General features: G+C 40.5%; 14 protein-coding genes. All 14 read right to left on the reverse strand.

Annotation, left to right across the window (positions count from 1 at the left end):
- Nucleotides 1–34: 34 nt before the first annotated feature.
- A complete protein-coding gene (gene nox, locus CHF41_RS08030) occupies nucleotides 35–1405 on the reverse strand; it encodes a H2O-forming NADH oxidase (RefSeq protein WP_119876780.1) in 1371 nt (456 codons plus the stop codon).
- 164 nt (nucleotides 1406–1569) lie between these two features.
- On the reverse strand, nucleotides 1570–1806 hold the full coding sequence (locus CHF41_RS08035) for a CsbD family protein (RefSeq protein ID WP_119876781.1): 237 nt from the start codon (nucleotides 1804–1806) through the stop codon (nucleotides 1570–1572).
- 117 nt (nucleotides 1807–1923) lie between these two features.
- Complete coding sequence (locus CHF41_RS08040; protein WP_119876782.1) at nucleotides 1924–3618, reverse strand: cache domain-containing sensor histidine kinase; 1695 nt, start codon at nucleotides 3616–3618, stop codon at nucleotides 1924–1926.
- Complete coding sequence (locus tag CHF41_RS08045; RefSeq protein ID WP_119876783.1) at nucleotides 3615–4349, reverse strand: response regulator transcription factor; 735 nt, start codon at nucleotides 4347–4349, stop codon at nucleotides 3615–3617. The genes CHF41_RS08040 and CHF41_RS08045 overlap by 4 nt, the downstream gene beginning before the upstream one ends.
- A gap of 196 nt (nucleotides 4350–4545) precedes the next feature.
- Entirely contained in the window at nucleotides 4546–5664 is a 1119-nt protein-coding gene (gene msrB / locus CHF41_RS08050) for a peptide-methionine (R)-S-oxide reductase MsrB (protein ID WP_119876784.1), read from the reverse strand.
- 10 nt (nucleotides 5665–5674) lie between these two features.
- Nucleotides 5675–6334, reverse strand: coding sequence for a redoxin family protein (locus tag CHF41_RS08055; RefSeq protein WP_119876785.1), 660 nt, complete (start codon nucleotides 6332–6334; stop codon nucleotides 5675–5677).
- Nucleotides 6335–6345: 11 nt separating this feature from the next.
- Nucleotides 6346–6723, reverse strand: coding sequence for a hypothetical protein (locus CHF41_RS08060; RefSeq protein WP_119876786.1), 378 nt, complete (start codon nucleotides 6721–6723; stop codon nucleotides 6346–6348).
- A 35-nt stretch (nucleotides 6724–6758) separates the two neighbouring features.
- Nucleotides 6759–7466, reverse strand: a complete 708-nt coding sequence (ccdA2, locus tag CHF41_RS08065; protein WP_119876787.1) for a thiol-disulfide oxidoreductase-associated membrane protein CcdA2 — start codon at nucleotides 7464–7466, stop codon at nucleotides 6759–6761.
- A gap of 133 nt (nucleotides 7467–7599) precedes the next feature.
- Nucleotides 7600–8925, reverse strand: a complete 1326-nt coding sequence (gene brnQ, locus CHF41_RS08070) for a branched-chain amino acid transport system II carrier protein (protein WP_119876788.1) — start codon at nucleotides 8923–8925, stop codon at nucleotides 7600–7602.
- A gap of 176 nt (nucleotides 8926–9101) precedes the next feature.
- Nucleotides 9102–10928 carry a heavy metal translocating P-type ATPase gene (locus tag CHF41_RS08075; RefSeq protein WP_162911936.1) on the reverse strand — a complete coding sequence of 609 codons (1827 nt, stop codon included), beginning with the start codon at nucleotides 10926–10928 and terminating at the stop codon, nucleotides 9102–9104.
- A gap of 482 nt (nucleotides 10929–11410) precedes the next feature.
- Nucleotides 11411–11611, reverse strand: coding sequence for an SEL1-like repeat protein (locus tag CHF41_RS10325; RefSeq protein WP_119876790.1), 201 nt, complete (start codon nucleotides 11609–11611; stop codon nucleotides 11411–11413).
- Nucleotides 11587–11739, reverse strand: a complete 153-nt coding sequence (locus tag CHF41_RS10105; protein ID WP_162911937.1) for a hypothetical protein — start codon at nucleotides 11737–11739, stop codon at nucleotides 11587–11589. The genes CHF41_RS10325 and CHF41_RS10105 overlap by 25 nt, the downstream gene beginning before the upstream one ends.
- A gap of 357 nt (nucleotides 11740–12096) precedes the next feature.
- Entirely contained in the window at nucleotides 12097–13404 is a 1308-nt protein-coding gene (eno, locus tag CHF41_RS08085) for a surface-displayed alpha-enolase (RefSeq protein ID WP_067085729.1), read from the reverse strand.
- A 124-nt stretch (nucleotides 13405–13528) separates the two neighbouring features.
- Nucleotides 13529–14539, reverse strand: coding sequence for a YeiH family protein (locus CHF41_RS08090; RefSeq protein ID WP_240622946.1), 1011 nt, complete (start codon nucleotides 14537–14539; stop codon nucleotides 13529–13531).
- Nucleotides 14540–14653: the final 114 nt, after the last annotated feature.

Here is a 14653-nt window from a genome sequence, read left to right on the forward strand (position 1 = left end):
ATCTGGAGACATTCCCTCCAGATTTTTGGATTCCTTATTCCGCACCCAAGGCTGCCATTGTGATGTAGTTGTATGGCTTGTTGAAGTGTGGCAAGAAGAAGATATCAAGAAGCGCTAAGCGTTCGATTGTTACTTTTTCTTGGATAGCTAATGAGAACATGTGGATACCCATTGACATGTCTTCTTTCGAAGCCATTTGCGCTCCAAGAACAACACGTGTATCCTTATCATAAACGATTTTAAGGGTTACTGGGAAGTTATCATGTTCGATAAATTCTGGTTTTTGGTTATCTGTAAATTCAGTAACAGCTGGATTGTAACCAAAGCGTTGCGCTTTTTCAAATGTCAAACCAGTTGAAACCATCTTAAGATCATAGATTGCAATACCATTTGAACCTTGAACACCGATTGATTCAAGTTCAGTTCCACATGCATTGTGAGCTGCTACGATACCTGAGCGAACAGCGTTTGTTGCAAGAGCAATGTAGTTTGTATCACCGATTGAGTTGTCATAGACAGTTGCACAGTCACCGATTGCATAGACATCTTTCAAGCTAGTTTCTTGTTTTTTGTTTACAAGGAAGGCACCATTGCGGAAGAGTTCAATCTTACCATCGCCAAGACCAGTATTTGGACGGAAACCAACAGCCAAGATGACCATATCTACATCAAATGTTTCTTTGTCTGTTACGATACGTTCTACTTTGCCGTCACCTTCAATTGCTTGTACAGTTTGACCAAATGCCAATTGGATACCGTGGTCTTCAAGGTTCTTGCTCATCATATCTGTCAAATCACGGTCGTAGTAACCTGCCAAGCAAGTGTCCACAACATCGATCAAGATGACTTCTTTCCCTTTGCGTTCAAAAGCTTCTGCAAGTTCAACACCGATATAACCTGCACCAACAACTGCTACACGCTTAATTTCTTCATCTTTCAATTTCTCAATTACATCTGCTGAGTTTTGGTACAACTTAACAAATTGAAGATTTTTAAGAGTCGCTTCAAATTCACGTGAACCTTCTTTGATTTCAGCACCTTTGATTGGTGGCAAGATTGGTTGTGAACCAGTTGCAAAAATCAATTTGTCGTAGCTTTCAACATGTTTGCTACCATCTTCTAAAAGAACATGTACTTCTTTTTTGTCATAGTCTACAGACTCAACTGGTGAGTTCATGTATACTTTTGCGCCAAGGCTTTCCAATTGCTCTTTGTCAGAATAGAACAAGCCTTCTGGGCCAGAGATTTGCTCACCAATCCATAGCGCCATTCCGCAACCGAGGAAAGAAATATTTGAGTTTTGGTCAAATACAACAATCTCGTTATCCGCACCATAGTTTGTTAACATAGTTTTGATACAAGCTGTACCAGCGTGGTTTGCACCAACAACAACGATTTTAGACATAAGTAAATCTCACTTTCCTAAAAAATATTTTTTTACAAGTTACATTATACTATATCTTTGGTACCGATTACAATAATTATGCTCAGAAATTCACAACATTTTTTTAATAGGCTATCTCCATAAAAAATACCCCTTGCGGGGTATTAGGTGATCATCATAATTGATTATTTACCAAAAACATTTTTAAGACCTTCTACAGCGCCTTCTACTGCACCTTTTGCATCATCTGCAAGATCTTTGGCTTTATCTGTTGCTTCATCGGCTAATTCTTTTGCTTTACCAGCAGTTTTTTCAATAAGGCCTTCAACTTCTGTTTTCTTATCACCAACGACTTTTCCAGCTGCTTCTTTCAAACCACCTGTTACTTGGTCCAATTTTGCTGACAATTTTTCTTCTGACATATGGCTGTCCTCCTTTTATTTTATAGTTATTATAATAACATAATATCGGAATCGCTTCAACTATTCTGCTCACTATGCCCTATTTTTAAACAGTTTCCCATGAAATGTCCAAAAAATTTACTTTTTAGGAAAGAATAACGAGATAGCTGTGTGAGAATCCTTACGAGAATCAATCTCCATACGATAATCCTTACCAAACTGTAGTCGCAAGCGTTGGTCCACATTTTTTAAGCCGACACCGCCGAGTTTTACAAGAAGATTTTCAGTCGTATCATGCGCAATAAAGCCACGACCATTATCATAGATAGACACGACAAGAAAATCTCCTCTTTCTTCAACGAGCACACGCACCAAGCCCTGTCCCTTGACTTCTTTAATCCCATGGTAAATCGCATTTTCCACCAAGGGCTGCAAAACCAGCTTAGGCAGTTGAAAATCATCAAATCGTGCGTCTTCTTTGATTTCATAGGTCAACTTGTCCCCGTAGCGCTGTTTTTGGATAAAAAGATACTGACGCACATGGTCAATCTCATCTTTTAACGCAATCTGCTCATTCCCCTGATTCAGCGCCAAACGGAAATACTTGGCTAGCGATTTGGTCACCTCAACTACTTTCTCACTATTATTAAACTCCGCCATCCAAACAATTGTGTCTAAGGTATTGTACAGGAAATGAGGATTGATTTGACTGGAGAGAGCTTGTAGCTCGTATTTGCGGACATTTTGCTCTTCTTCTTTGACTGCAAGCATCAATTTGTCAATCTGATTCAACATACGATTAAATTGACGAGCTAAATCAACCAATTCAGGTGCCCCCTGCTCATTAGCACGTAAACTGGCATTTCCATTTCCAATGGCCAAAATCGTTTCCTGTAAATCCCGCAAAGGTTTGATCCAGTGGCGCAAGATAAACCAAATCCCCAAGAGACAAATAGCAAGTGCCAAGAAACCTGTCCCTACAAAGGATAGCAGAATCTGCCTTTGCAAGTCGTGAAGAGTTTCCAGAGAAGCCACTCCAATCATCACCCAATCACTCTGAGGAATCTTGTACTGGTAGACATAGGAGGCTCCTTGATTGACATAGCCGTTTTTCGCTAAGATGTAAGGCTCCAAGGCTTTCATCTCCTCACTAGATGAATAGACACTCTTTTTGGGATGATAGACAAATTCATGATTGCTATTGATAATAAAGGTAAAGCCGTCTTCTCCCAGCTGCAAGCTATCCAAATAGTGCGACAGGGTATCATAAGCAATATCCAAGCGAACAACAGCGAGATTCTCGCCTTTTTCATCCACCACTTCTTGGGTAATAGAAACTACCCACTTGTCGCTTGATTCTGATAAGTTTTGCCGGGCTGGTGTCAGGACAGGCATAGCATGCTCATGGATAGCTGCTTGATACCAAGCCTCTTTCATCATATCGCTAGATGTTTTCATGCTGACCGCCTCATCTGTTGCTACCAAGTGACCTGATTTTGTCACAAGAACAGCTGAGACCAAGTCGCGGTCGGTTGATAAAATCGTATCAAATAGTTTGCGAAGATTGCCCTCGTTTTGAGCGCTAGAATCTTCTGCGTAAGTCTTTACCAAGTCATTCGTAGCAAGACTACTGGTCGTTTCCTTTAACTTTTCCAAATAAGACTGGACGAATTGACCACTTTGAGAAATGGTATGTTGCGTACTTTGCTCAGTTGTTTCACGAATCACATCCGAACTCGTATGATAATAAACTGCACCAACAATACCCAGAAGCAATAACATGGTAACAGCCACATAAACAACTAACTGAACAAAAAGAGAAAACCGCTTCATCTCTGCTCTCCTTTTTTAAATTGGCGGGGGGTGACACCAACAACCTGTTTGAAACGCTGAGAAAAATAGTTCATATCTTCAAAACCGACCTGCTCTGCTATTTCATAGATTTTTAAATCGGTTGTTAACAGTAACAATTTGGCTCTTTTCATCCGCTCTTGAATGAGATAATCTTGAAAGGGCAGTCCTAATTCTTTTTTAAAAATAACACTGAGGTGTGAGGGACTAAATCCGAGATTCTGAGCCAGAGATTTGAGGGATAAATCTTGGTCTGCCAAGCGTTCTTGGATGAGTTGTGCGAAACTGGATTCTTCACTTTGCTGAACTAAATCACGAATCTGCTGCCTTTTGTCTTCCCTATCTAGTTTCTCCTTAACCTTGAGTAACATCTCCTCCACATCTGCTTTGGAAAAAGGTTTGAGAAGATAGTCATCTGCTCCTAACTTAACAGCGGACAGCGCATAGTCAAAATCATCATAACCAGTCAGAAAGACAATATGCGTCTCTGGATAATGCTCTTTGACCAGTTGCGCCAATCGGATACCGTTCATGTGCGGCATGTTGATATCGGTAAGAAGGATGTCTGCCTGCTCTTTCTGAAATAACTCCCAAGCCGCTAGGCCATTTTCAGCTTCTGCCACAACTACCATGCCCAGTTTGTCAAAATCAATCAAAGACGAAATCCCCTGCCGGACAAGGTATTCATCTTCTACAATCATCATTTTATACATAACTTTCTCCTGTTGTCTCTAGTATAGCAGAAAACCGACCATCTTCCTATACAGTCTTGTCTATTTTCATATAAATAAGGCGAGTTTCCCCGCCTTACCTTCATATAATCAATTGAAACTGACAATTGTTACGTTGCTAAAATTGCAAGCATAATCGGAGTTAGGAAAGATGATGCCTCAGTTTCAAATGAGTATATTACACATAGTTTAAGAGGTAGCCATAGCCTTGACTTTCCATTTCTGCTTTTGGAATAAACTTGATTGAAAGGCTATTGATACAGTAGCGCAGACCACCTTTATCTTTCGGGCCGTCTGTAAAGACATGACCCAAATGAGAGTCGCCAACTCGGCTTCTTACCTCAGTCCGCACCATGTTGAAACTGGTATCATCTTTATACGTTGCTACGTCTGGACTGATTGGTTTTGAGAAACTTGGCCAGCCACATCCTGAATCATACTTGTCTTTTGAAGAAAAGAGAGGCTCGCCTGTTACAATATCCACGTAGATTCCATCTTCAAATTGATCCCAATAACGGTTTGAGAAGGCACGTTCTGTGTCATTCTTTTGCGTTACAGCGTACTCTTCTGCCGTGAGCATCTTCTTGATTTCTTCATCACTTGGTTTGTGGTACAAATTTTCATCAATGACAGGATAGCTAGCTTGGTTGACGTTAATATGACAGTATCCATTTGGATTTTTCTTGAGGTAATCTTGGTGATATTCTTCTGCTTCTACAAAGTTTTCCAAAGCACCTTTTTCAACGGCAAGTGGTTTATCAAATTTCTTAGCTTGTTCATTAAAAACTTCTTCAATGACAGCTGAATCGTCCTTATCCGTGTAATAAACACCTGTTCGATACTGGGTTCCACGGTCATTTCCTTGTTTGTTGACACTGGTTGGGTCAATGATACGGAAATAGTGGAGCAAGATTTCACGGAGGGATACTTGATTCTTATCGTAGGTCACTTTAACTGTTTCAGCATGACCTGTCTGGCTAATCAATTCATACTTGGTGGTGCTTCCTTTACCGTTAGCATAACCAGATACAGCATCTGTCACTCCCGGAACACGTGAGAAGTATTCTTCTACACCCCAGAAACAACCGCCTGCAAGATAAATTTCTCTAAGATCTTCTTTCATATTGTCTTTTTTATCCTTTCTTGTGACTTCGTTGGTCTGGCTCATGGCTGCATCTTTAATTTGCGAAGTAGATGATGTGGAAGATCCAGTCAACAAACGACTTCCCAATACAAAGGCTACAACCACAATCAACACACTGCCAAGGATGAGGAATAATTTGGACTTATCTTCCATATCCTACCTCCTACTTGATTTCTTTGAGCTTGTCTTCGATACCAGCTTTATCCATAAATCCTGGATGGACTTCTACCAAAACGCCATCACTACCGATAAAGGCTGAGGTTGGGTAAGCACGGACACCGTATTCTTGCAATAATTTTCCGCTTGGGTCAAGAAGGACTGGCATGTGTTTGTAGTCAAGTCCATCATACCATTTTTTGAAATCTTCTGCAGACTTTTCACCCATGTGATTAGGAGAAACAACTGTTAAGATGACATAATCCTTACCTTCTTCCTGACTCGCAAGTTCTTCTGTGTCATGCAAGGTTGAAAGACAGATTGAACACCATGATGCCCAGAATTTCAGATAAACTTTTTTGCCCTTGAAATCAGATAGCTTATAGGTCTTTCCATCTACACCTTCTAAACTAAAATCAGGTGCTGGTTTCCCATCATTCATCGCTTTTGGTTCTCCTTCTTTCATATCGTCTTTCTTCATGTCCTTGTTGTCATCAGACATCTTGTCATCTTTCATATCTTTCTTTTCATCGGACATCTTATCTTCTTTTTTCATCATAGCACTATCATCTGTTTTTTTCATATCATCCATCTTCTGGTTGGTTGAGCAGGCAGTTAAAACACCTAAACAAATGAGGCTAGTGAGTAGCAGGTTGCGTTTTTTCATACTGTCCTCCCTTATTTATCCTTGTCGTCCATTTTTTCGTCTTTCATATCCTCTTTGTCAGACATCTTATCATCTTTCATGTCTTTTTTCTCGTCAGACATGTTATCTTTCATTTCGTCTTTTTTCATGTCATCTTTATCAGACATTTTTTCATCCTTCATGTCTTTTTTCTCGTCAGACATGTTATCTTTCATTTCGTCTTTTTTCATGTTGTCTTTGTCAGACATTTTTTCATCCTTCATGTCTTTCTTTTCATCAGACATCTTGTCTTCTTTTTTCATCATCGAGCTGTCATCTGTTTTTTTCATATCGTCTGTCTTTTGAGTAGAGCAAGCAGTTAACAATCCAACTGACAAGAGGCTAGCGAGTAATAATGTTTTTGTTTTCATGAGATTTCTCCTTTTGTAATGAATGATTTTTTTGTTTATCCAAATAGTTGTGTAAAAATGTTTAAATTGCCTAACATGAGCAAGATTCCCATTAAGATAATGATGGCTCCACCAATTTTCTTCAAGGTCCCCATGTAAGGTTTGAGTTTACTGAAGTAGCGTAAGACAAATGATGAAGCCAAGGCTACTAATAAGAATGGAAGGGCAAGACCTAATGTGTAGAGCAACATCAAGATTGCTCCCTGCCAAGCACCATCTCCTCCAGATGCTGCAATGGCAAGCACTGAACTGAGGACCGGTCCGACACATGGCGTCCATCCAAAGCTAAAGGTCAAACCGAGCAAGAAAGCATTGTAGAAATCGTTGCGTTTTTTATTCTGCTTGAATTGTACACTTTTTTGTTTTTGCAAATGGGCGATATTGATAATCCCCATTTGGTGAATCCCAAGGACAATGACGATTGCTCCAAGAACATACCGGAACCAGTCAGTATAAAGAAGATTTCCAAGGAAGCCTGCTCCGTAGCCTAAGGTGACAAAGACCATGGATAGTCCTGCGATGAAAAAGAGAGTCTTGACAATACCATACCAGGCAATCTCAAATCCTAAAATTCTCACGGTTCGCGGTTCATCTGAGTCGAGTAAGACACCAACGTAAACTGGCAAGAGTGGCAAGATGCAGGGTGAAAAGAAGGATAAGATTCCTGCTAAAAACACCGATAGTAAAAATACAAGTGAGGTCATTTCGTTACTCCTTATCAATTTGTAAGTCTAGTATAGTCCTATTCCACCCCAAAAACTAGAGAATTTGATGCGGAAAAACTTGAATTTGATAAGATACGAAAAAAATCTACCACTTTCGTGATAGATGACGCAATTATTCCATATCAAAACTCTCTGCTGTTTGCCCATCAGGCATACAAATAGAAAATAAAATTCCCACAATTGCTGGTACAAGCCACGGAAGCGATGCATCTGCAAATGGCAGAGCAGCAATAAGCTTACCTAATCCGTCCAATTTGAATTGCGCACTGATGATGGTCGCAAAAGCGACAATGGTAACCAAGGAAATGGTCAGCTGCATACCGATTTTCGAGAGCGGAACCAAGCGATTGACAATGACTAAGAGAACAATGGCAATGGTAATCGGATAAAGAATTTGCAAAACTGGTACTGAGTAGGCAATAATGGCTGATAGACCGATATTAGCAATTCCAAAGCCAATCAAGGTAAAGAGCGTTGCATAGACCTTATATCCTAAGCGTGGGAAGGTTTTAACAAAGAACTCCGAAGTTGACACAATCAAGCCAACTGTTGTTGTAAAGCAGGTCATGGTCACCATGATCGCTAGGAAAATCTGCGCACTTGAACCAAAGATAGCTTGCGTTGCTTGCGATAGCACATAGACCCCCTTGTTGGAATCAGATGCCATAATCTCTGCCGGAATTGGGAAATGATTGCCCAAGAACCCCAGTCCGATATACAGAGCACTGAAACCTAGAGCCACAACGATTCCTACAACCCAAATCGTGGATACATATTCTTTTTTAGAAGCAAAACCAAGCTGGTTCATGGTTTCTACAGCAATCACACTAAAGGCAACTGAGGCAAGGGCGTCAAGCGTATTATAACCTTCTAAAAATCCTGTTCCAAAGGCCGATGTCACATAGGTACCTGATGCTGTCATCGGAGTACTACTGCCGTATTTTGTAGCTCCTAAAACAACCAAGACCACAATCAACAAAGCAAAGACCGGTGTCAAAATTCTTCCTACCAAGTCGAGAATTTTAGAGGGATTGAGCGAAATCAGATAGGCTGCAGTGAAATAGATGAGGGTAAAGATGAGCAAGCCCCACTGACCGTTACCAGCTAAAAGCGGAGCAACTCCTACTTCATAGGCTGTCGTTGCTGTCCTAGGAATGGCAAAGAATGGTCCAATTGACAAATAAAGGGCCACCAGATAAGTCGTTGCAAACCACGGCGCAATCTTGCGTGAAATTTCATAGACATAACCTTTAGGATTTAAAGTCCCGATGATGAGAGTCAAGACAGCAATTCCTACACCTGAGAGGACAAATCCACTAATGGCTGACCAAAAATTCTCGCCTGATAAGGCACCCAGTGTAGGGGGGAAGATTAAATTTCCCGCTCCAAAAAATATACCAAACAGGAGCAAACCTGTTAAGGAACCCTTTTTAATCATGTAAATCTCCTTTTCATTCAATAGTCTCTATTATATCAAAAACTCTCTATCAGATGATACTTCCTTTCGATTTTTAAAGGTTTTGTCAATTCTGAATTTTCACACAAATTTATTCATTTTATCATTAAACAACAAAATCAAGACTAGACACTTTTGTCTTAGCCTTGACTCTCTTTTTATCGGAAACGCAACAATCTCAAACTATTTAAGATGACCAAAATCGTTGATACTTCATGGAAAAAGACACCTTCTGTCAGATCAAGGATTCCTAGAAAATTCAGCAAGATTAAGAGAATGATGACCGTAATCGAAAATCCGATATTAAAACGGGTAATCCTGCCGTATTTCCAGCTAAGTTGGTAGAGCAAGCTCACATTATCTAAATTGTTGTGAATGATGATAACATCGCTCATCTCAAGCGCCACATCTGTCCCACCACCCATGGCAATTCCAATGTCTGCATGCGCCAGAATCGGAGCATCATTCAGACCATCACCCATCATACCAACGATTTTTCCTTCTTTCCCATACTCTATCAGATAAGCCACCTTGTCCTCAGGCAGACACTGGGCATGGACACCTGTAATCTGCAACTGTTCCGCGACAAATTGGGCTGTCTCTCTCCTATCTCCTGTTAACATGACAACTTCCACCCCTGCTTGTTGCAAGGCCGTAACTGTCGTACCTGCCTCATCACGTATCGTATCGACTAATTCAATAAACCCGACAATCTGCTTGTCCTGTGCGACAAACAATAAGGTTCCATAACTTTCTTTTGACAAATAGCCATGCGGATCAGCAGCATTTCCCATAAACTGCTGACTACCAATCGCAATATCCCCCATTTGGATACCGTGTCCCACGTGTTCCTTGACTGGTAAGACCGTTTCCGGTGCGCTATGAGATCGATCTTTAAAATAAGCCAAGATTGATTTTGCGAGCGGATGAGCAGATCTACTTTCCATATATAAAATAAGGGGCAGCAGCTCTGGATCTTCCAACTGATAGTCATTAAGCCGGAATTCTCCCTTGGTCAGAGTACCTGTTTTATCCGTGCAAAGGACCGATAACTGCATCATATTTTCCAAAACTTGACCATTTTTGATTAACACCCCATGCTTCGCACCAAAACTCATGGCGCTCAGCATGGCAGGCGTAATGGAGGCAATCAAGGCACAAGGACTTGCTACCGTCAACAAAATCATACCACGGTAAAAGGCTTCAACAAAGGATTGCCGTTGAACAAACATTAGGCAAGCAATAAAAACTACAACACCAACCAAGACCAGTATGACATACTTCTTTTGAAGCTGGTGAATACGTCTATCCCGTTTACTCTGACTGTTACTAGCTGCTTGGATAAGAGAAACAATCTGGGCATATCGGCTCTCACTACTTTCTTTTGTAACCTGATAGGTTGCAGTCTCTCCGACATTCAGCGTTCCTGCAAAGACCTGCTCCCCTTTTTCTTTCATGACAGGAAGACTCTCACCTGTCAAAAGACTTTCATCAACCAGCATTTCTTCCTCAGCCTGTCCGTCTAGGGCAATCTGCTCTCCCTTTGTTACTACAAGAATATCATGGAGATGGATCGCTTCAATGTCTTTCAACTCTACTTGTCCGTCACTTTTTAGGACACTAGCCTGCTTAGGAATCTGGGTCATCAAACTTTCCATAGTAACCATCGATTTACGATAAACATAGTCTTCCAACACCTCAGAAGCTGCAAAGATAAAGAGCAATATGGCTGCCTCACTAAAATAAGCAATTGCAACCGCTCCAAGGGCTGATAAAATCATCAATAAATCAACCTGAAAATCTCCCGTACCCAGCATTTCTTTGATAACATCTTTTCCAATCGGTCCACCAAGCGATACAATCGCTAAACAGAAAAAACCGATACTCCAGCTACTTGAGAGATGCTCCAAGGCTAGTCCTATCCCCAAACTCAGTGTCCCCAGAAGAAACAAGATTCCTCTTTGCGTTTTGACAATAGCTTTCATTGTTACTCCTCCTCTTTGATATGAAAACCGAAAAAAGAGCATACCTATGGACAGTTCGTACTGTCTCACAGATATGCTCAGCTAATCACCAAACAAGTTTCTGCTGTCTAAACCCTTATAGACCCGGCTACGCAACTATAGGTTGCTGCTTGTTCATATGCTATTTATTTTACAAGGCTAGTATAGCATAAATTCATAGGACTGTCAAGAATTTCTCAATCTTTCTTATTCAAATTGCTCATCAAACTCTGCACATAAATCATCAAATTTCGGATTAGCTAATAATGGTTGAACATCCATGCCGCCTTCGTATAATACTGCTCAGTGCCATTTGATAACTCATTGACATAGCCTATTTTCTACATGTTTTAAAAATTGATAAGCAAAAGCCAAATCAAACGGTAAATGTTCCCCTTGAAAATATTCTCGACCCAAAGCTAGACTTATCTTGTAAATCATCCTACCAGCTAAGAACGCTCCAATCATCTCCGATTAACTGATAAACCGTACGATGATAATAATAGATAGAAACAGCATGATTTTGAATTCCCACTTCTAGCAGCCATCTTAAAGTACATCATTGCAAGGGATAAATTTGGTAATACAGATCTTCCATATAGGTAGTAATACCCTAGGTTCGCAAGAGCTTGGTCTTGTCCTAGCAGTACCGCAATCGATAATATTCAACGGCAAGCGTATAGTTTTCTTCATGATAAAATGATGCACCTTTATTCAATAAATAATCTACGTCAGCCAATTCAATCGCATGTAAATCAGCTTCATTCAATACCATCATCTCTTGTTCTATCATACTATCCACTCTTTCTATTTTCATCGACTCACTTCAATAGCAGTATCATTATCCTTTATTAGTTATCTTCTATACATGTATATTTTTGTATTGCTGTAATATATTTTGAGATGATTGTCAATATCATCATAACAAACTCACATGGACATTTAGCCATCTATCGAAAGAAAAGGCAAAAAACATTTCACTCTTTGAAATAGCGTCAAAAATCTATACGTAATAAACAGTTGCACTCTTTCAGTATGCAAAAGTCAGTAACGGATAACTAAAAGGGGATTAAAAATAAAAAAGCACCTTGGGATAGTGCCCCAAAGTGCTTAATATTAAGGCTTTTCAGCCCTTAACTCTCTAAAGAGATTATTTTTTCAAGTTGTAGAAAGAGTTCAACCCTTTGTAAACTGCAACTTCACCAAGTTGATCTTCGATACGAAGCAATTGGTTGTATTTCGCGATACGGTCAGTACGTGACAATGAACCTGTCTTGATTTGACCAGCGTTTGTTGCAACCGCGATGTCAGCGATTGTTGAATCTTCAGTTTCACCTGAACGGTGTGATACAACCGCAGTGTAACCAGCTTCTTTCGCCATTTCAATTGCTTCAAATGTTTCAGTAAGTGTACCGATTTGGTTTACTTTGATAAGGATTGAGTTAGCAGCACCTTCTTTGATACCACGTGCAAGATAGTCAGTGTTTGTAACGAAGAAGTCGTCACCAACCAATTGAACACGTTTACCAAGACGTTCAGTAAGAGCTTTCCAGCCATCCCAGTCATTTTCATCCATACCGTCTTCGATAGTGATGATTGGGTATTTGTTTACCAACTCTTCAAGGTAGTCGATTTGCTCTGCAGAAGTACGTACAGCAGCTCCTTCACCTTCAAATTTAGTGTAGTCGTAAACTTTACGCTCTTTGTCGTAGAACTCAGATGATGCACAGTCAAAACCAATCATGATTCCGTTTTCGCCAGCTTCGTAACCAGCTGCTTCGATTGCTTCGATGATTGTTTCAACACCGTCTTCAGTTCCTTCAAATTTAGGAGCAAATCCACCTTCATCACCAACAGCTGTTACCAAACCACGAGCTTTAAGGATTTTCTTCAAAGCGTGGAATACTTCAGCACCCCAACGAAGACCTTCTTTGAAAGTTGGCGCACCAACTGGCAAGATCATGAATTCTTGGAAAGCGATTGGAGCATCTGAGTGAGAACCACCGTTAACGATGTTCATCATTGGTGTAGGAAGAACTTTTGTATTGAATCCACCAAGGTAGCTGTAAAGTGGGATTTCAAGGTAGTCAGCAGCAGCACGTGCTACAGCGATAGAAACACCAAGGATTGCGTTTGCACCCAATTTACCTTTGTTTGGAGTACCGTCAAGAGCGATCATTGCACGGTCGATAGCTTGTTGGTCGCGGACATCGTAACCGATGATAGCATCTGCAATAACGTTATTTACGTTATCAACAGCTTTTTGTGTACCAAGACCAAGGTAACGAGATTTGTCTCCGTCACGAAGTTCTACTGCTTCGTGCTCACCAGTAGAAGCTCCTGAAGGAACCATACCGCGACCGAATGCGCCTGATTCAGTGTAAACTTCTACTTCAAGTGTTGGGTTACCGCGTGAGTCTAGGACTTCGCGAGCGTAAACATCAGTAATAATTGACATTTTTTACTCTCCTTTGAGTTAATTTTATTTACTAAACCATGTTACCTCAAAAACGCTTTTTTTTCAAGGAAAAACTCGTTTTTTTCGTATATATTAAAATGATAACGTTTCCTAGTTTCTACTTCTAAGCAATTCTGAAACTAAAAATCAATACCAAAGCCATAACCAGTTGAAATACACCAATCAAGCCCATGTAAACGAGAAATTTCGGGCCTTCTTGAAGGAATTTCTTAAAATCCAATCGAAGACCAATCGCGGCAAGAGCTGTAATTTCAAACCACGTGCTAAACCATTTTGATCCACCACTGAAAAAGCTCGGTAGTGGTAGGCTGCTGTTTACACAGCAAAGAATTAGAAAAGCGAGAATATACCACGGAATGCTCGCTAAAACAGACTTGTCCGCAGACTGTTCTGCTGTAAGACTCTGCTTTTTCCGATTCATAAAACGCTCAAAAGTAAAGACGACAACCACTAAAAAGAGAATGCGTGTAATCTTAAAAAGGGTAGCATACTGGGTGACTGTTTCATTAATCAAACTAGCAGAAGCCACAACCTGACCAACTGACTGCAATACTCCACCTGTCAGAGCGCTATTTTCCAAGTCTGAAAAAGCAAACAGCTGCACCCCAACCAAGGGCAGGACAAACATTAAAATGGTCCCTAGGAGATTGATGAGGACAATCGCCTGCCCCTTATCCTTACTGTCTGCCTTAATAGCTGGTGCAATAGCTCCAATCGCTGATGAGCCACAAACTGCATTTCCACCCGCAATCATGAGAGACATTTCATCCTTAAAGCCCAATCTTCGGCCTAAAAAATAGGCAAAGAGAATGACACTGGTCATCATGAGGATAATATACATCAATCCTGAAAGACCTAGGTCTCCAATGGTCTGAAAGGTCACCGTCAGTCCTAATAAAGCTACTGAAAACTCCAGTAATTTACTTTCTGAAAATTTAGTCCCCTTTTCCAGTCGTTGGCTTCTACAAACTGTGTTTCCTAGAACAATCCCAATACAAATAGCCAAACTAGCCGCACCAATACTGGGAAAAAAGGCTGCTAAACCTTTTGCAATGACCGCTACCAGAAATGATAGAATAAAACCCGGTAGAATATCCCGATTGAATTGTTTCATAATTGCCTCCTTTGTCATACTTGCCCTTATTGTACCATAGTTTACTCTCTTTTACTGACTCAAGGCTACAATTCCCTCTATTTCCCAAGCTCTCCTTTTATGGTATACTAGAAG

It is taken from the genome of Streptococcus respiraculi, from assembly GCF_003595525.1.
Taxonomy (GTDB): Bacteria; Bacillota; Bacilli; order Lactobacillales; family Streptococcaceae; genus Streptococcus; species Streptococcus respiraculi.

Excerpts from the sequence above, each read along its gene's own strand:
- CHF41_RS08040 (WP_119876782.1), bottom strand. The coding sequence starts at position 3,618 with ATGAAGCGGTTTTCTCTTTTTGTTCAGTTAGTTGTTTATGTGGCTGTT.
- nox (WP_119876780.1), bottom strand. The coding sequence starts at position 1,405 with ATGTCTAAAATCGTTGTTGTTGGTGCAAACCACGCTGGTACAGCTTGT.
- eno (WP_067085729.1), bottom strand. The coding sequence starts at position 13,404 with ATGTCAATTATTACTGATGTTTACGCTCGCGAAGTCCTAGACTCACGC.
- CHF41_RS08075 (WP_162911936.1), bottom strand. The coding sequence starts at position 10,928 with ATGAAAGCTATTGTCAAAACGCAAAGAGGAATCTTGTTTCTTCTGGGG.
- brnQ (WP_119876788.1), bottom strand. The coding sequence starts at position 8,925 with ATGATTAAAAAGGGTTCCTTAACAGGTTTGCTCCTGTTTGGTATATTT.
- CHF41_RS08060 (WP_119876786.1), bottom strand. The coding sequence starts at position 6,723 with ATGAAAACAAAAACATTATTACTCGCTAGCCTCTTGTCAGTTGGATTG.
- ccdA2 (WP_119876787.1), bottom strand. The coding sequence starts at position 7,466 with ATGACCTCACTTGTATTTTTACTATCGGTGTTTTTAGCAGGAATCTTA.
- CHF41_RS10105 (WP_162911937.1), bottom strand. The coding sequence starts at position 11,739 with ATGATAGAACAAGAGATGATGGTATTGAATGAAGCTGATTTACATGCG.
- CHF41_RS08035 (WP_119876781.1), bottom strand. The coding sequence starts at position 1,806 with ATGTCAGAAGAAAAATTGTCAGCAAAATTGGACCAAGTAACAGGTGGT.
- CHF41_RS08090 (WP_240622946.1), bottom strand. The coding sequence starts at position 14,539 with ATGAAACAATTCAATCGGGATATTCTACCGGGTTTTATTCTATCATTT.
- CHF41_RS08055 (WP_119876785.1), bottom strand. The coding sequence starts at position 6,334 with ATGAAAAAACGCAACCTGCTACTCACTAGCCTCATTTGTTTAGGTGTT.
- CHF41_RS08045 (WP_119876783.1), bottom strand. The coding sequence starts at position 4,349 with ATGTATAAAATGATGATTGTAGAAGATGAATACCTTGTCCGGCAGGGG.
- msrB (WP_119876784.1), bottom strand. The coding sequence starts at position 5,664 with ATGGAAGATAAGTCCAAATTATTCCTCATCCTTGGCAGTGTGTTGATT.